The 17,531-nt window shown below is 68.9% G+C and carries 12 protein-coding genes and 1 tRNA gene; 5 read left to right on the top strand and 8 right to left on the bottom strand.

The window, feature by feature from the left end:
* Nucleotides 1-201 precede the first annotated feature (201 nt).
* The 5 genes from ABGB16_RS22955 to ABGB16_RS22975 all read right to left on the bottom strand — a co-directional run bounded on the left by ABGB16_RS22955 (nt 202) and on the right by ABGB16_RS22975 (nt 11,909).
* A complete protein-coding gene (locus ABGB16_RS22955; protein ID WP_347670156.1) occupies nt 202-6,762 on the bottom strand; it encodes an RHS repeat-associated core domain-containing protein in 6,561 nt (2,186 codons plus the stop codon).
* 389 nt (nt 6,763-7,151) lie between these two features.
* The gene (locus tag ABGB16_RS22960; protein WP_347670157.1) at nt 7,152-9,341 is read right to left on the bottom strand and encodes a LamG domain-containing protein; all 2,190 of its coding nucleotides are present in this window, start codon (nt 9,339-9,341) and stop codon (nt 7,152-7,154) included.
* Nucleotides 9,317-10,450: a hypothetical protein gene (locus ABGB16_RS22965; protein WP_347670158.1), complete on the bottom strand. Its 1,134-nt coding sequence runs from the start codon at nt 10,448-10,450 to the stop codon at nt 9,317-9,319. The genes ABGB16_RS22960 and ABGB16_RS22965 overlap by 25 nt, the downstream gene beginning before the upstream one ends.
* 758 nt (nt 10,451-11,208) lie before the next feature.
* Nucleotides 11,209-11,283, bottom strand: a tRNA-Val gene (locus ABGB16_RS22970).
* 50 nt (nt 11,284-11,333) lie between these two features.
* The gene (locus ABGB16_RS22975; protein ID WP_347670159.1) at nt 11,334-11,909 is read right to left on the bottom strand and encodes a TIGR02611 family protein; all 576 of its coding nucleotides are present in this window, start codon (nt 11,907-11,909) and stop codon (nt 11,334-11,336) included.
* Nucleotides 11,910-12,184: 275 nt separating this feature from the next.
* On the opposite strand from ABGB16_RS22975, the gene ABGB16_RS22980 reads away from it, so the two are divergent.
* On the top strand, nt 12,185-12,616 hold the full coding sequence (locus tag ABGB16_RS22980) for an SsgA family sporulation/cell division regulator (protein ID WP_007457244.1): 432 nt from the start codon (nt 12,185-12,187) through the stop codon (nt 12,614-12,616).
* 75 nt (nt 12,617-12,691) lie between these two features.
* Here the strand turns inward: ABGB16_RS22980 and ABGB16_RS22985 are convergent, their stop codons facing one another.
* Entirely contained in the window at nt 12,692-13,468 is a 777-nt protein-coding gene (locus tag ABGB16_RS22985; RefSeq protein ID WP_347670160.1) for a glucose 1-dehydrogenase, read from the bottom strand.
* 281 nt (nt 13,469-13,749) lie between these two features.
* Here ABGB16_RS22985 and ABGB16_RS22990 point away from each other — a divergent pair, with 281 nt between their 5' ends.
* The gene (locus tag ABGB16_RS22990) at nt 13,750-14,733 is read left to right on the top strand and encodes an AraC family transcriptional regulator (protein WP_347670161.1); all 984 of its coding nucleotides are present in this window, start codon (nt 13,750-13,752) and stop codon (nt 14,731-14,733) included.
* A gap of 4 nt (nt 14,734-14,737) precedes the next feature.
* A complete protein-coding gene (locus ABGB16_RS22995) occupies nt 14,738-15,193 on the top strand; it encodes an Rrf2 family transcriptional regulator (protein ID WP_347670162.1) in 456 nt (151 codons plus the stop codon).
* Between the two features lie 47 nt (nt 15,194-15,240).
* Here ABGB16_RS22995 and ABGB16_RS23000 read toward each other — a convergent pair whose 3' ends face one another.
* On the bottom strand, nt 15,241-15,765 hold the full coding sequence (locus ABGB16_RS23000) for a flavin reductase family protein (protein ID WP_347670163.1): 525 nt from the start codon (nt 15,763-15,765) through the stop codon (nt 15,241-15,243).
* Between the two features lie 344 nt (nt 15,766-16,109).
* Between ABGB16_RS23000 and ABGB16_RS23005 the strand changes: the two genes are divergently transcribed.
* Nucleotides 16,110-16,289, top strand: coding sequence for a DUF4236 domain-containing protein (locus tag ABGB16_RS23005; protein ID WP_347670164.1), 180 nt, complete (start codon nt 16,110-16,112; stop codon nt 16,287-16,289).
* Nucleotides 16,290-16,427: 138 nt separating this feature from the next.
* A complete protein-coding gene (locus tag ABGB16_RS23010; RefSeq protein ID WP_347670165.1) occupies nt 16,428-16,568 on the top strand; it encodes an ion channel in 141 nt (46 codons plus the stop codon).
* Here ABGB16_RS23010 and ABGB16_RS23015 read toward each other — a convergent pair.
* Nucleotides 16,534-17,448, bottom strand: a complete 915-nt coding sequence (locus ABGB16_RS23015) for a hypothetical protein (protein WP_347670166.1) — start codon at nt 17,446-17,448, stop codon at nt 16,534-16,536. The genes ABGB16_RS23010 and ABGB16_RS23015 overlap by 35 nt on opposite strands.
* Nucleotides 17,449-17,531 lie beyond the last annotated feature (83 nt).

The following is a 17,531-nucleotide window of genomic DNA, read 5'->3' on the forward strand; positions in this document are numbered from 1 at the left end:
CGTGCCTGCTCACAGCCGGTGGACAGGTCCACCACCGGGACACCGGTGATGTCCAGCTCGACCCGCTCAGCGACCAGGCCGTCCAGGCCCAGCAGCCGGGTCGTATCGTTGATCATGCTCGCAGCTCTTCACTTGTGACCATCCGAACTAGACACTCAGATGATCACTGACGGGCTGCGAGCCCTTCACTCTCGGGTCGGCTCAGCCACAAACCCCGCTCAAGTTCGAAGAGCCCACATAGTACGTGTGGACGTTGGCGACGGTGAGGTCGCGCATGGTCTTGTCGCCGAGGAAGTTGTGGATCTTGGCGGTAGTCACCAAGGCGCCCGTTGTCGTCTTCAACCGCTCCGAAGGCCGAAGGTCGGCGGCGTTGACCCAATCGTTTCGGTCCTCGCTCCAGAACGGGTGGTGCTGAGTCGTCTCGAGTGTGGCGAAGACGCCGTCCTCGGTGCGGATGGTGAGATCCGTCAGTGCTTGGTCCTGGTTGACATGCAGGACCTCCACCGTCTCGGAGCTCGTGGCACCAGTTTCGGGATCGTGCGCCAAAACCTCGTCGCCTTCAGCGACGTCTGCGATGGGGCGGGTACTGCCGTCAGCCATGACCACCGGGGTGCGGGGGTCAAAGCTGTGCTTGGCACAGCCGTTTTTCGCGGTAGGCGCACCACCGCCACCATTGTTGGCGGGCTTACCCTTCGTCGCGGGCCCGGGCTCCTTTGTCGGCGGTTCGGGGGTTCTCGGTTTGGGTGCGGATTGGGCTGCGGCGGCCCGTGCGTCTGCCTTGATCGCCGCTAGCTCCCTAGCTTCAGCGGCAGGATTGATTGCAGGGGCACGGCTGGTCGGAGCTTTCCCGACGATAGCTTTGGCCTTGTCCGCAATCCAGTTGGCGCCGTTTTTGCACGCGCTTTTGATCTTGCATAGCCAGTCGACTACAGGAAGGGTGGAGACTGCGGAGACGGCCGCGTCAGTGTAGTTGCCTTCCGTGATGTAAATGACGGCATTTACACCGTCGCACGCCGCACCAATGGGGAGGAGCAGGCCGCAAGCCTCGAGGCTTTCGTGTGTCTTTTCGCGACCGGTCTTCGGCTTCGGGCCAGCCCCACTTCCTCCACCTCCTCCACCTCCTTCGATATCCTCCTGACAGGCGTAGCGGTTTTCTCCCCATTGACAGAGGCCTACTGGCGTGTCAACCTCGCCATATTCGGGGATGATTTCACCGCTGGGGTCGCTGTAGGTGATGGGGTTGTTGGCAGCGTAGGTGTAGGCCGGCAGTTGTTGCGGGTTGCCTGGGTCGTTGATCGGGTCTACCGAGATGAACCGGCCGGTCTTTGGGTCGTACTCACGTGCGCCGAGGTGGGTCAGACCGGTTGGGTCTTGGTACCCGCCGAGGAATCCCTGTTTGTTGGGCCAGGACACTTGCGTGCCTCGGGGGCTGCCGTAGGGGGTTTGCCGGCGTTGGGTAATGGTTTGGCTGGTGTCGGTGGCGACGCTGATCTGGGCAGTTCCCTGGTGGTCGCTGGCTAGCCAGGTGATGCCGGTGACGGTCCGCTGGGCGATGGTTTCGCCGTTGAAGCTGTAGTAGCGGGTGGCGTCGACCTGTCCGGTGGACGCGTTACGTCTCACCTCCTGCCCGGCCAGGAACAGGGTGCTGCCGGTGGGGTCGGTCGCGATGAGCCGGTTGCCGGAGGCGTCGTAGATGTAGGAGTGGGTGCCGGTGCTGTCGGTCAGCGTGTCGAGGTGGCCTTCGGCGTCCCAGGTCAGGGTTTGCTGACCAGAGGCTCCGGGGCGGCTGGTCGTGTTGCCGGCGTTGTCGTAGCTGTACGTGCCGGTGGTGGTGCCGACGTTGTCCGTCCGGCTCCAGCCCAGCAGGGCGTGGGGCCGGGCGGCTTGCGGGCTCGGGTAGGTGTAGGCGGTGGTGACCTTGCCGGTGGGGGTGCCCCATTCGGTTTGGGTCAACCGGTTGCCGATGCGGCCCTTGGGGTCGTCGGGCGTGCCGAAGGACCACTGCTGCCAGTACGGGGCCGGGCCACCCAGTTCCGCCTCGGTCTGTGGCGCGGTCTGGCAGTCCGAGGACGCGGGCGTCCATGCTTCGGTGAGGCGGCGTTGGTGGTCGTAGGTGAAGCACTGGGTGTCGCGTGGGCGGCTGCCCGGGTTGTCGTCGATCTTGGTGATGTTGCCGGTGGCATCGTATTCGTACGACGCGTTGGTGATGTACGACGGAGACGTCGAGCGGATGATCGAGCTCGTCGCGGCCCGTCCGGTGGCCTCGTCGTAGGAGGTTTTGGACTGCACGAACTTGGCGCCGCTGAGGGCGGTGGAGCGAGTGATGCTGCTCAGTTCGTACAGGTTGGTGTAGCCGGACTGGATGGCGTAGTGGGTGGCGTCGCCGTAGTCGGTGGCAAGTTGGTCCAGGGTGGCGTACGACGAGTCGTGCTTGTAGGTGAGCACCTCCTGGTCCAGCCCGCCAGCCGCCGGGATCGTGAGGGTGTTGGGGGATCCGTCGGCCTTGTAGGTGGCTCTGGAGGTGAAGCTGCACGTCACGGCGCCAATGCCGCAGAAGCCCGCCTGCGAGGCCGGCAGGGTGAGCTTGGTCTGGGTCGGCCGGTACATCTTGTCGACCGTGACCGTCTCGCTGCGGTACTCGTCGGCGCCGATCCACCGCGAGGCGGACTTGACTACGCCCTTGACGGGCAGGTCGTAGGTGTAGCCGACGCGCTGCTGACCGGTGACGCTGCCCTCGCGGACCGTCTCCAGGCGTCCCAGCCGGTCATAGGTGTAGTAAAGGTCTGGCGTTTCCGGCCGCGAGTCGGTGGATTTCTCGAGGTCGCCGACGGTGTTGTACGCCATCGTCGAGGTGCCCGCGTCGGGGTCGCTCACCGAGACGGGCCGACCCTGGATGTCGTAGGTGTACGTCCACGTGTTGCCCGAGGCGTCCGTGACGGAGCTCAGCTGGCCTGCGGGGTGGTAGGTGTAGCTGGTCTCGTCGTAGGTGCCGGTCGCGGTGCGGCCGTGGTATTGCCACAGCTTCTCGACGCGGCCCTGGGCGTCGGTCCAGGTGGTGGTTGCGGCCTCGCCTTCCGCGGGTTCGGTGGTGGAGTGGTCGCCGTGGTAGGTGTACGAGGTTCGGGATTTCTCGACCTGAACGCCCTCCTTGCCGGTGAGCAGCAGGGTGTGCGTCGGCCGCCCGGCGGCGTCGAAGAGGGTCTGGGTCTGGCTGGGGATGTTGTAGTCGTAGCCGGAGTAGATGTTGCTGGTGTCTATGGGGCTGCTGTTGTAGTAGGCCGAGTTCGCCTTGTAGATGCGTCCGGCGGCGTCGTAGAAGGTGTCGGTGAGGATCCGGCCGGCGCCGTATGCCGGTTCCTGGGTCTGCCTGCTGCGGCCGAGGCCGTCGAGCATGGCGTGAGAAATGTCGTATTCACCGTTGGCGTTGAGCGATTCGGTGGTGACCCTCGAAGGAACCGTTTTGGACAGGATGTAGCTGTAGCGGGTCGACGGAGCGGTCGGGTAGGCGGCCCTGTCCCTGTCCGGTAGCCAGACCGCGGCGTTGCGGCCCATCGCGTCGTAGGTGTATTCCGTGATGCGGCCGTTGGTGTCGGTCGCCTTCAGAGCGAGGCCGAGGACCTCGTCGAGTTCGACGGCGGTGGTCCAGTCCAGCGGATTGGTTGTTTCCACCTTCGTGACGGGCCCGTCAACCAGCGGGGTGTACGTCGTGGTGGTTACCTCACCCGCGATGTCGGTCGACTCGATCGCTCGGCCGCGGGCGTCGTACTTCGCGGTCCCTACCTGTTGGTAGGTGCGGGTGCCGCCGGTGAAGCCGGTGATGACTTCGGCCTTGGTGAGCAGTCCCTTGGTGGGGGTGGTGCCATAGGTCTGCGAGTCGAAGCTGAACTTGGTGTCGGCGGTGATCTGCGTCGCGGTCGTGGGCGCCGTGTCGCAGGGGCCGCTCCATCCGTGGGTGCGTTTGACCGGTGTCAGCAGCCAGTTGCTGCCGGTGGTGTTGCGCGCGTATTCGCTCTGCACGCAGGTTTCGTCGCCGGTTTTGTCGTCGTCACCGTTGTCCTGAACCTGCGTCGGCATCCCGTAGGAGCCGTAAGTGGTGGTCTTGCTGGCTCGTCGGATACCCGTGTCGGTGGTGGCGCGGCTGCGGACCGTCGAGACCCGGCCGTAGCGGGACTCGGCGATCGGAGTGCCCGCCCGGGTCGCGCTGGCGCTTGAGCGCCACATCAGGTTGAGGGTGGCGGCCACCATGGTGGAGCCCAGCCAACTGATCTGCTCGCGCGGTGTGCCGGCGTAGTGCTCGTAGTCGTTGGCCGCCGGGCCTTCCATGCCCTGGACGGTGGTGGTGCGGGTACTGCCGTTGGCGAGCTTGTCGCCGTACATGCCGCGGAAGTACAGCGTCTCGGTCTTGACCCGGTCGGCGCCTTCACCGACGTAGGTGATGACCTTGGGGTATCCGCGCCATTGGGACCAGCTCTTGCGGTTGTCCGGCCCTAGGCCGTTGTCCTCGTCGTGGTGCCACAACGGCTCGTTGTTCGGGTTGTTGTACTCGTAGCTGGTGCGCAGGGGGCGGGCACCGCCGATGGGGTCGATCTGCTGGACCTCACGGACGACGTACTTGTGGAAGTAGTCGGTGATGGGGTCGGTGTGGGCCGGGGGCGTCCACCGGACCGGGTAGCAGAGCAGGGTGTTGCTGTCCAGTGCTGCCTGGGATGGCATGGTGCCGCCCTTTGCGCACTGGCGGTCGCTGTAGGTGACGAAGATCTGGCCGCCGGTCTCGAGTTTGATCGAGTTGAGTCGTCGCCAGTTCATGGCCAGCGCCCAGTCGCTGCCGGCGGCGTCGACGCGGTTCTGCATCTGGATGCCGTCGAGGGTTACCTCCGGCGCGACGACGGCCTTGGTGTCGTCGTTCGGGTTGGTGATGAGCGCGGGGTCGTTCAGGCCGCGGTGGGTGATGCCGTCCAGCCAGAGTCCGGCGCGGGTGCCGTCGCCGGGGTCGGGGAAGCTCTGCCGCAGCGTCCAGGAGTCCGCCGGCTGGTACTTCGAGAGGCTGGCCTTCCACACCGACGTGGTGATGACCGTGGTGCGTTTGGCGGACCAGAAGGTTGGCGACCCGTTCTGGCAGGGGTTGGTGGTGGAGGTGCACTCCTGGTCCCACGGTGTGTCCGGCCAGGTGGTGTCGTCTTTGGTGGTGCAGTTGCTCAGGCAGCGGTCGACGTTGGTGAACGAAACCCGCATCGGGGCGTTCTGGACGTACGGTGAGGTGGCGGCGTACTCGGTGCTGTCGCGGTTGTCGGTGCCGTAGTCGATCCGGGTCAGGTAGCCGGCCCGGTGATAGGCGGCTGGCGCTCCCGAGTCCAGGTTCTTGGCGTAGTAGTTGGTTTCCCTGGACCACCAGAAGGACATGGTGTTGCCGTGGAGGTCCTGGACATAGTCCAGGTTCCACCGCCATGCCTGCCGCTTGCCGTCGCAGTCGGAGGCGGCGAACGTGCTCTGGTGGCACGGCTCGCCCGGGTTGTTGCCGTACACCGGGACGGTAAGCACAGAGTTGGTTGTCGGCCGGGAGGTGCTCCACCCCGGTAGCTGGTGGCGCCCGAACCAGTACTGCGTGCCGTCGGCGGTGGTGACCTTCCAGTACTCGTTGTTGTCGTCGCCGTTGTTGTAGGCCGGGGACGTCAACAGCTCGATCTTGGAGCCGTCATCCCGGCGTGGGTGCCACTTGCCGTCGGTGCCCTTGAGCAGTTCCACCGACGACCCGCCGAGGGACATGACGGCGTTTTCCGGGCCCCAGCACAGGTCACCGGTTTCGACGGTGTTGTTCGCGCCGTCGGTGTCCATGTCATCGGCGCAGGCCTTGTACTGCCGCTCGATGAATCCCGGCGAGTAGTCGAAGCCCTCACCGATCAGTCCCGGCTGGTTGTTCGTCGCCGCCTGCCTGCCATCCACGGACTGGGAGGAGTAGGACAGGGCAAGGCTCGGGGCGGGACCACCAGGTCCGGGCGGAGTCCTCATCGGGTAGGACCACTGGAAACCTCCAGAAGCCCCGCCGTGGCTCCAGGAGGACGACGGTGCGAGGCTGGAGGCGGCGAAGCTGCCCGCCCCACTGGTCGGGCCGGCGGCAAGCCCGATCAGGGTGCCAGCTGATGCTGCCGTCAAGGGTGCCCCGAAGCGTTTCGCCTCCGTCCTCGAGAGCGCCGGCCGGATCGGGCGCGCTGCTACCGACGCGGTGACGGTCCGGTCTCGGACTTTGTTATGGGAGGCGAGCGGTACGACGGTGCAGCCCTTCGCCGCTGATGGTGTCAGGGCGCAATCCGGTACCTGCACCAGGCGCAGGCGGGATGACCAGTCCGCGCCGTAGGCGGTGGCGAACTTCGAGTAGTCGACCGTCACCTCGACCGGACCGGCGGTGAGCGCACCGTCGGTCCGCCCGACTCGAAGAAGCAAGCCACCGCGCAAGCCGGCGGCTTCTGCTTGGGCCTGAGGCAGCAGTTGCACCCGCAGCTTCGTCGGGGTGGCTTCAGCTGACCCCGCCGCTGCGGTGCTGGCTCGGGCGACCGTTACTGGCAGGGACCCCGCCCGCAGCGCCGACGAATCGGACGAGCCCGCCAGTTGCGCCGACAGATCCACCTCGGCGGCCCCCGCCGCTGGCCATACCGGGTCGGGCCGCTTGACCTTGGCTGCCGCAGCCTCGGCGTCGGGGGTGGCCGTCGTCGTCGTGATTGGGTGGACGGGCACCGACTCGTAGCGTTGGGGCTTCAGCCGCTCCACGCCACTCGCCTGCTGTGCTTGGGCGGGCACTTGACCGCCGAGGGTCGTGGTGAGGACGGCGAGCACCCCGAGCGCAGCAGTGAGGCGGCGTCGGGGCCGGGGGCGGTTCGCGAATGATCGGTACGGCGCAACGTGCTTGGGCCGGCCGAGTCTAGCGGTGATCATCGTGTCCTTTCCTGGTGGGCGGCAGCACGCCCTGTCGACGACACACGAGGGGGCTGGGGTGACAGGGTGACTTCGCCGGCAAGTCGGAGGTCGGCGGGAATTCACAACAGCAGTTGCCGGGCAGGGGCCAACGGTTGCCCTGCCACTGACCGCCCTGGCGCCGGTTGTGACGCCAGGGCGGCCGTCGCTGCTTACGGCATGAGGACGAATTCGTTGACGATGGGTCAGCCCTCCGATGCCTGGTCGCGAATCTCGTCGTCGGAGAGCAATCCCTGCCAGGTCCGTACCCGGTCTACAGTGCCGCCGTTGAGGAAGAAGGAATTTATCGCTCTACCGACATGCAGCACCGAGGAGCTGTTCCAGGTCACCGTGTTCGACCGGGTGCCTTGGAGGGCGCCGTTGACATACAGCTTGAGTTCCCGGGCCGAGGCATCGTACGTGGCCAGCACGTGGGTCCATCTATCCAGCTCGGCGAGGTTGGTGGATACGACGTACTGCCAGGTTGCCGTGCCGACGTCGACCGAGGGCATGGTGATGCACCACTTGTTGGTGTAGGTGTCGTACATCAGGTAGAACGCCGAGCGTCCAGTGCCGTCCTGCGCCACGATCGTCTGGTGGTCGGTAGTGGTGGCCTTGACCCACGCGGACACCGTGAACGACTGATCTGTCCGCAGGACCGGGCCGGTGGTGTCTGCGGAACCGGGGTCACCGTTGATCTTCAGACCAGTCGAGCCGTTGTAGCCACCTTCCAGGGCCCAGTCGGCAGCTGGCGGGGCGGCAAGGGTCAGTGGCCGCTGGTACTTCGAGGCGTCGCCCTCCTGGCGTGGCGCCTCGTCGTCCAGATCCTCCATCTCCCACGCGCCGACCAGCACCGGATTCAACAGCGGTGCGAGATCGATATCCGGGTCGATGACCCGGTCCCAGACCCGCACCTCACTGATCGCGCCGTTCCAGTACGCGACGTCCGTGCCGTTCCAGCGTTCCCGCCCGATCGTCACACCGCCGCCCGCGTCGAAGGTCCGCGGAACGGTCCCGCTACTGACTTCCCTCCCGTTGACGTAGAGGCGCAACTTGCCGCCGGACACGTCATACACACCTGCGACATGAGTCCAGACGCCCGTTACGGCGGCAGGGCCGAAGATGTTGGTGAAGGCGGTCGCTCCGAGGTTCTCCTCCATCACCCCGAAGGTCCAGCGGTTGTCGCCCCACTTGCGGAGCATGAACGAGTCGGTTGCGCTCGCGGGTGATCCCGCGATCTCCATCAGCCCGTCGGCGTCTGGCCTTACCCACGCGGCGATGGAGTAACTCCTGGACGTGTCGAGCCCGACGTTCGCGGCGACCGCGTGATCGTTCACTCCGTCTAACTTGACCGCCCAGTCCTTGCCGGATGTCTTGTGGGTGCCGGTGATCCGCGAGTCGGTCCACGTCGGCCCGTTGTAGAGGGTCGCGCTGGCACCGCCTTCGACGGCGGGGGTGAGCGTGGTGCCTGTCCCTTCGTTCATGGCCCAGTGGGCCATCGGAGCGGACGCCCCGCCGACCAAGAAGGGGTAATCGAAGGCGCCACTAGGATTGCCGGCCTGGTCGCGGCTCCATACCGTCAACACGTTCGCACCGATCAAGTCCGGGGTGATCCAGACTGTCACCGAACCGCCCACAGTTGGCGGCTTCACCGAATACTCGGTCCCACCGTTCACTCGGTAGACGTAGTCGTAGACGCCAGCAGACCCGTTGGGTGAGAACGTGAACCTTCCCGAGTAGCCGAGCCCGCCCTGCACATCCTCGTTGGCGCCCAGCGGCGGTGACGCCTGATACAAGCCGTCCGCGGAAGTGACAGCCGGGGCGTACTCGGGTGACGACATGTCAATTCTGAACTCACACGACCCCGAGATGCTGGATTGACCACCGAGCGTGTCCTTGGCCTGGACCTGCCATCGGTATCGCTCCCCATCAACGGTCTTGGTGGTGAACTGCACCTCTGCCTTCGCGCCCGGGGCCACGCTGGAGTCGGTCTTCGGCCAACCCGTCGGGGTCACCCACGTGCTGGTCGCGGCATTCCACTTCTGCACGGTGAACACGCCGGACAGGCTCCCTCCATTGTTGCCGTCCGGGTCGGTCAACGTGCTCTTCAGCCAGGGATACTCAGAGTTGATGGACGGACGGGAAGTCCCTATGACGCACGCCTGCGCGGGTGCGGTGTAGCTGGCGTGGGATGTCATCTGGGCGGCCGTCGGGGTGTTCGGATTGGTGTTGTACTCCACCGTCAACTTCGTCATCGCCGGGTCGAACTTTTTCCACCAGTTGCTCGTGCCTTCGGACGTGCCGTCAGACTGCCGGGTCGACAACGCCAGAGTGTAGTTGTCCTGCCCCCGGGCCGCCGTGACGTCGGTCTTCAGGTTGCTACTGGTGAATTCCATGGGAAAGTCCGGCTGCGGGTCATCGGGGCAAGTCGGCGTGCCGAGCTTGTGCGCATGCCCGGACCGCTGCTCCAACCACAACGCCAGGTTCGGCCCGTCCCAGGCTGCTTACCCGAGGTCGTCAGATCAGCCGACCGCCACAGGTTGACCGGGGTGTTGTCACAGTCCCACGAGTGAGTCATCTCGGTCAGGAACTTCACCGAACGGATCACCTTGCCGGACAGGCTCGTCAGGTTGAACCGGAAGAAGGATCGGAAGGTCCCCGCACCCGTCGGCTCCTGACCCACCCGGGCAACACCGTCATCCCGGGTCACGTTCTCCGAGCCGGCGTAACCCCACATCGCCTTGTTGATCGTTGTCCACGGATCGATAACAACCGGATACACCGTCTCCGGCCCACGCAAAAGCTCCAGATCCGGCCGGATCACCAGATCCGAACCCTCGACGTCGGTCGGCAACTCCGTTTGTTCCGCTAGCTCCGGCGCGGTGCGAAGGCTGTCCTGTGGCTCGTCAACCGCCCCGCTCCGGGCGCTACTTTCGGCCGTCGCCTCGCTCGCGGACGAGTCCCACATGACCGCGTTGCCGCCCGACAACACCGGGATCCCAGCGTCGTTGACCACCTCAAACCCGCCGTCCGCCCGGTCACGGGCGGTCAGACCCGGTGTCTCCAACGGCAGCCGAAGCTCCTGCAGAGCAGGGTTCGCCGCCGCTCCGGCCGACTTGACCACCACTGCCCACGTGAACCCGTCCGCCAAAGCCCTCAGCCGGAGATCGACGTCAGGCCACACCGATTCGTAGACCGCGGTGTCACCTCCCAGCGTCGGAGCGGTCAACTCCCCCGGCCAGCGAAGGCTCACCTCGCCCCCCGCGATCGGCAGCCGCACCGCCGGCGCCGCCCCACCTGTGGAGAATGAAACGTCGGCCAACGTCGCCACGGGAGCGACGCCCCGATCCGGCGTCATCCGCAGCGTCGTATCGATCTGCCGCCACGCTCCATCGTCGCCCCGGGTCCACTTTGGCGTCGCGTAGGACTCCAACAACAACGAGCCTTCTGGAGTCGCCAACACCCGCGACGACTCCGACTTCGAATCCGCCACCTCGATGGTCAAGCCAGAACGCTTCGCCGCCGCCAACGCCACCGACTCCGCAGAGGGCGCCGGCTCATCCTCAACCTGTGCCGCCGCTGCCGGCACCGCATGTTGCACGCCTGCGGTCCCACCAGCCAGAAGCGCCACAAGTGTGAGCCCGGACCCCAAGACCACCTTGCGGGCACGGACCATCGCCCCACGACGTCGCACGCCGTCCTCCCCCGTAGATCAAGTCGGAGTGAAGGTAAGGCCCGCTACGCTTTGCGTCAATACCCCTACCAAATGTCACCGTGAGTAGCTCGCGCCTCGTTCGCAACCCCACGTCAGCCACACAAGATCACCCACAGTGAGGAGCAACCCCTACCCGAACAGAGCCGGTCCGGGCGGAGAGATTGACGGCATCATCAACACATCGGCGAAGGGGACCGTCTGAACGGTCACGTGCATAAGCGGCACAGCGAGGTCACCTAGCTAGGTGTTCACCCCGCCCGAGATGCCCCTCCCTGAAACACCACGAGCAGCGGTCGTCACGGCGTGGGGGAACGGCCCTCGTGAGCAACAGCGGCGAATTTCTCGCAACGGAAGCTCCCGCTCGTACGGTCCGCGATGGACACCTACTGGGGAGCTCAGTCGAACTAGGCCGTAGTTGCCGGGTGCCGGGTATGGCTACTGCCGCCGGGAGGCGACCTGCTCCCAAACTGCTCCCAATGTAATGGGCACAAACGGAGAAGCCCGTTACCGACATCTCCGGCGACGGGCTTCCTACCTGCGCATATCAATGGTGGGCGATACTGGGATCGAACCAGTGACCTCTTCGGTGTGAACGAAGCGCTCTCCCGCTGAGCTAATCGCCCTCAGCGCCGCTGACTCTACCTGATCGAGGGACCGGACCGCGAATCCGGGGTCAGTGCGTCGCGAGGTAGTGCAGCAGCCGGGCCAGGAGGTCGATGCCGAGGCTGTACTTCAGCGAGAGCCAGAGCACCACGGCGACGAAGACCAGGCCCACGGAGCCCAGCACGAGCCGCACCGGCAGGGACTGGCTGGTGGCCCAACGGGTCCAGCGTTGCACGTGCCGACGGGTGAAGTTGAGCAGTCTGCGGGCCCAGTGGAACTCGACCGCCCACACGCCGAGCCCGGCGATCACCAGCAGCCAGCCGGGGCCGGGCAGCGGGATGAGGGCGATACCGACGGTGACGATGATCGCCCCGAGGACGGAGATGAAGATCTTGAGGGCGATCCGGCCGGTGGGGTTGGCGCGGATCAGGTCGAGGGTGGTGCCGAGTCGCCGCCGCCAGCGCCCGCGGCGCCGCTCGGCGACGGCCACGCCGCCCCTGGGCGCACGGTCGTCCGGCCCGCCCCGACCAGGCCGGTCGTACTGATCAATCGGCACCGCGTACCCCCGCCTTTCGGCTGCTCGGGGCCCGACTTTCGGGCGCCCGGGCCGAGCCGTCGGATCCACTGAGGATCGGTTCGTAACCATTTGCACCCCCCAGTGTCCCCCCGGCCCGTCACTCCATTGGACCACTGGACGTTACCGGAGTAAGTCGACGTCTGAACGACCCCGATGCCGGGCGGGATCAAGCACTGGGCAGAACCGGATATCGTACAAGAATTTTCACATTCTATCGGCGTTTCCGACCACCTTCCCACCACTGGGTGAAGTCAGCGTATGGCGGAGCGTAGCCAGGAGTAGCGGCTGAGTATGGGAAAAGCGGGACACGCGCGTTCCGCAGCGGTGCCGGGGGGAGAACGTCCATGAGTGTCATCCGACCGACGACCGTAGAGGTCGAGACGTCGCTAAGGCTCGTCGCACCTGACGCCACCGCCTTGCCGGTGCGTGCCAGTCTGCGTTACGACCCTGCTGACCCGTATGCGGTCCACGTCCTGTTCCACGCCGAGTCAGCCGGCGGGGAGGCGGTGAGCTGGTCGTTCGCGCGCGAACTGCTGGTCACCGGCCTGGACGAGCCGGCCGGCATCGGCGACGTCCGGGTGTGGCCCTGGGCCACTCCGCGCGGCGACTTCGTCGCGCTGGCGCTGTCGTCCCCGGACGGCAACGCCCTGTTCGAGGTGCCGCGCAGCGTCCTGGTGCGCTTCCTGCGGCGGACCTACGTCGTCGTCCCGCGCGGCCGGGAGGCCGAGCACCTGGACGTCGACACGGCGGTGAACCGGCTGCTGGCCGGGCGCTGACACGGCACGGGCCGGGGGCCGCGCGGAGCTGCCGAGTCCGCGTGGGCCCCGGCCCCGCACATCTCCGGTACGCGCTCAGCCGTGCGTGGTGATGCCGCCGTCGACCGGGATCACCGCCCCGGTCAGGTACGCCCCGGCGCGGGACGACAGGTAGATCGCCGTGCCCGCCATGTCCTCGGGGCGCCCGATCCGGCCGAGCGGCACCTGCTGCTCGATCGCCGCCCGGGACTCGGGGTCGTCCAGGGCGAAGGCCATCATCTTGCTCTCGAACGGGCCGGGGGCGATGGCGTTCACCGTGATCCGTTCGCCGGCGAGCTGGTGGGCGAGGCCGCGGGTGAGCATGTGCACGGCGGCCTTGGTGGCCGAGTACGCGTACACCTCCATCCACGGCACGCGGATGCCGTCGATCGAGCCGATGTTGATCACCCGGGCCGGGTCGTCGGCGCTGGCCGCCGCGCGCAGCGCCGGCAGCAGGGCGGTCGTGAGCCGGAAGACGGCCTTGACGTTGACCGCCCACAGCTTGTCGAAGGCGCTCTCCGGGTACGCCTCCAGCGGCGCGCCCCAGGTGGCTCCCGCGTTGTTCACCAGCACGTCGAGCCGGTCGAGTCGCTCGCGCACCGCGGCGGCCAGGCTTTCGGCGCCGGCGTCGCTGCTCAGGTCGGCGGGGACGGCCTCGCACTGCCCTTCGGCCGACAGTTCGTCGGCCACCTTCGCGCAGACGTCCGTCTTCCGTGACGTGATGATCACGCGCGCGCCGGCCCGCACGAAGCCCCGGGCGATCATCAGCCCGATGCCCCGCGCGCCGCCCGTGACCAGGACCGTCTTGCCTTCGACCGAGAACAGATCCGTCATGCCCATCCCCTCGCCGCCTCCTGCGCCGGGCCGCCGCCGGTGGTCCGACGGGCCCGGGCGCTACCGATCGGTAACGTAGCCGGGCGACAACCGCCCCACAAGCCGCGCCCGGGCAGCCGCCGCCCGGCCGGCTGCCGATGCCGCCTCGGCGGTCCGCTCCGCCGGAAACGCCGCGTCCTGTTCGACGCAGATCGTTCGCCGAGGGGCGGCGGCGGGACCGGCGCCGGCGACCGCTGCGCCCGAAATGCGAGTGGGCCGGACCCGAGCTACCGTCGCAGACGATGGTCTCCACCGGTCAGCTCTCGCCAGCAACCCGTATCGACCTGATGCCCCCCGCCGGTCGGCCGAGCCGCGTGACACCGCCGGCGGACGCCGACCTGGCGTGCCGGTCCGCCGACCTCGACACTTTGGCCCTGCGCGACCTCGCCGGGGCGGCCGGCTGGCGGCGGCCGGTCCTGCTCGACGCGGACCTGCTCGTCCTCGTCACCGGCGGCCACGGCACCGCCGAGTTGGACTTCCGGCCGCTGCCCTGCCGACCTGGCACGCTGCTGCGGGTCCGCCCCGGCCAGGTGCTGCGTTGCGACACCCGGCAGTTGGACGCCGTGGTGGTCCGCTGGCGGGCCGGCGCGCTGCGCGACCTCGGGGTGGACGCGGACGGCCTGCCGGCGTACCAGCAGCTGGCCGGCGAGGACGAGGACGCGGTGATCAACGAGGTGACCCAGCTGGTCGTGGACTGCCGGCGGCACCCCGACGCGCCCGCCGCCCGCGCCCTGCTGCGCCACCAGCTCGCCGTGCTGCTGCTGCGGCTGGCGCTGCTGCCCGACCCGACCGAGGGGTCCGGGGCAGGACGGCGGGCCGGGAGTGACATCTTCGGCCGGCTGTGCCAGGAGGTCGAGCGCGGCTACCGGCACACCCGCCGGGTCGAGGACTACGCGGCCCGACTGGGCTGCTCCGTGCGTACCCTGACCCGGGCCTGCCTGGCGGCGACCGGGCGCAGCGCGAAGCAGGTGATCGACGAACGGGTGGCCCTCGAGGCACGGCGGCTGCTCGCGGCGACCGACGAGCCGATCGCCCAGATCGGCCGCCGGCTCGGTTTTCCGGAGCCGACGAACTTCGGCCGGTTCTTCAGCCGGGAGGTGGGGATGAGTCCCGGCGCGTTCCGGGCGTCGGGGGCCGGCGCCGGGCCGGGCGCGGGGTCGTCCACGTGGACGGTACGGCCCCGGCGGCCCGCCGATCCGCCCGGCCGCCCCCGCCGGGCAGAATGAGGGCGTGCAGATCTCCGCGCGCGGCGAGTACGCGGTACGGGCGGCCCTGAGCCTCGCCACCGCGTACCCCTCCCTGCTGTCCACCCAGGCCATCGCCACCGAGCAGGACATGCCGCGCAAGTTCCTGGAGGCCGTTCTGGCCGACCTGCGCCGGGCCGGGATCGTGCGGGCCCAGCGGGGCGCCGAGGGCGGCTACACGCTGGCCCGTCCGCCGCGGGAGATCACCATCGGGGCGGTCCTGCGCGCGGTGGACGGCCCGCTCGCCGGGGTGCGCGGGCTGCGCCCGGAGGAGACCAGCTACGAGGGCGCGGCGGAGAACCTGCCGCGGCTCTGGGTGGCCGTACGGGCGGCGGTGCGGCAGGTGGTCGACGAGGTCAGCCTCGCGGAGCTGGCCAGCGGGCGGCTGCCCGGCCACGTCCGCCGCCTGATCGCTCCTCCGGACGCCTGGGAGCCCCGCTGACCGGACCCGCGCGGAGCGGGTCCGGTGGGTTCCGGGCGTACGGGCGGTCAGCGGTCCGGCCGGCCGGCGGTGGTGTGGGCCGGGTCCCGGGTCAGCGGGTAGCGCTCCTCCCCCGCGCCCAGCGCGAGAGGTTCCGCGACGACCAGCGTGTGGTCGCCCGCCGGCACCTGGTGCACCGCCCGGCAGAGCAGCACGGCGAGTGCCCCGTCGAGCAGCGGGACGCCGAACGGGCCGGGCTGCCAGCCGGGGTCGGCGGCGAGCGGGGCGAGGTCGCCGGCGGAGGTCGCGGTCGCCCCCCACTGCCCGGTGGGGATCAGGTGCACCGCGAGGTGCTCGGCGCGTTCGATCGCCGGCCGGCTCGACGGCTGGCCGGCGAGGCAGAACGACACCAGCGGCGGCTCCAGTGAGACCGCTGTCAGCGAGGTGGCGGTGCACGCCGTCGGGGGCAGCGGGGGCCGACCCCGGTGGGCGGCCAGCCCCGGCGCGGTCACCACCGTGGCTGTGGCCGTCCGCCTGCTCAGCAGGGCACGGAACAGCTCCCGGTCGACGGGGCGCAGCTCGACCGCCAACATGCGTCTTCCTCTCCTTCGCGCGGGCCGCCGGCATGCCGGCGGGATGGCTGACGCCGGGCGACAGCCGCTGTCAGGTTCAGCGCCCCGGGTACGGCTCACCGTTACGGCTGCGGCGACCATACGACCGTTCATCGCCCCAATCCGGTCGGCTGACCGCCGTCCGCGTGCCGTGACCCGCGTCCACCGGCGCCGAGCATCCGATAAAACCTACCTGATAACTAGGATTGTGCGGGTCAAAGGACGGCCCGGTCCAGTGCGAATGCGCCCCGGTTTCCCGAATCGCCGTTCCGGGCATCTCAGATCCCGACACGACAGGGAAAAGGTGACGAAGGGAGGCCCCCGCGATGGGCCTGATGTTCCGCAAGCGTCAGAAGTTCGGCCCGCTCGTCCTGAACTTCACCGAGAACGGGTTCTCCTCGTGGAGTCTGCGGATCGGTAGATGGTCCTGGAACTCGCGGACCCGGGCGCACCGCGTCGACCTGCCGGGCCCGCTGTCCTGGAAGCAGGACAAGTCCCGGGCGTGACGTCCCGGAGGCGGGCGGGGCGCCGGTCGCGCACCGGCGCCCCCCCCGCCGTCCCGGTCCCCGTCGCCGTTCCGGTCCGGGCCGCCGTTCCGGTCCCGATCGGCGTTCGGGTCCGGGCCGCCGGCCACCGTGACCACCGTGGGGTACGGCGACGTGTACGCCCACGGGCAGGTGGCCCGCGTGGTCGTCAGCCTCCAGATGGTCTTCAGCATCGGGGTGCTCGCCACCGGCGTGTCGATCGTGGTCAAGCAGCTGGCCCGGCGCCCGGGCGGGCGGTGATCAGCACGTCCCCGCCGAGCCGACCGTGCTCCGGGTCCCGGGTCACCGCGCCGGCGGCGAGCAGGGCGGTCACGGCCCGGGTCGCGTCCTCCGCCCGGTAGAGGGTGTCGGTGAGGGCGTGCCGGCGCAGCTCGGTCAGCGTACGGGGGCCGGTGCGGCCCAGCTCGGCGAGCAGCTTCCGGCCCAGCGGGTCCGGGTCCGGCTCGGCCGAGGCGTCCAGGGCCGGCCCGCCCGGCTCGGCCGGATCGAGGTAGCGGACCCCGCCGGCCCCGCCGGCCGCCCAGAGGGCGTCCTTGAACGCCGTCAGGCTCCGGTCCGACCCGGTCGCGAACGCGATCCGCCGCACGGACCCGCCGGCCGCCTCCAGGGGGCCCACCGCCAGGTCGGCCTCGGCGACCAGCGGGAAGCCCGCCGCCGACAGCCGCGGCCGCAGGGGCGCGTCCGGCTCGCCGACCAGCAGCAGATCCGCCGGGCGGCCGGTGCGGGCGGCGGCGAGCAGGTCCGGCGTCGGGGCCGCCCCGTGGGCCACGGTGAGCAGCGGCGCGGCAGCCGCCCCGGCGGCCTTGAGCGCCACCGGCAGCCGCGCCGGATCGCCCGGCATCACGTGCACGGCCACCTCGGCGGGAAGGGCCGCCTCGACCGCGCCGAGCCGGGCCGGCAGGTCCTCGGTGCCCTGGGCGAGCACCAGGATCGTCAGCCGGAACCCGCGCAGCCGGTCGCCGTGCGCCGCGACCGCCCGCAGCGCGGCGTCCGCGCCGCCGTCGTCGGTCCCGGCGTACGCCAGGGCGACGGTGGCCCGGCGGGCGCGCTGCCGCGCGGCGGGCAACCAGGCGTCGAGCTGCCGGAGGAGCAGTTCGCGGAGGACGGCGTCGGTGGGCATCCTGACGTTCTACCGCACGGGCGCGCGCCCGGGGACGCCGCTCCCCGGATCGCCCGGCGACGCGGTCCCAGCCACCGCTCTGT

Source organism: Micromonospora sp. B11E3 (assembly GCF_039871625.1).
In the GTDB taxonomy this organism is placed as follows: Bacteria; Actinomycetota; Actinomycetes; order Mycobacteriales; family Micromonosporaceae; genus Micromonospora.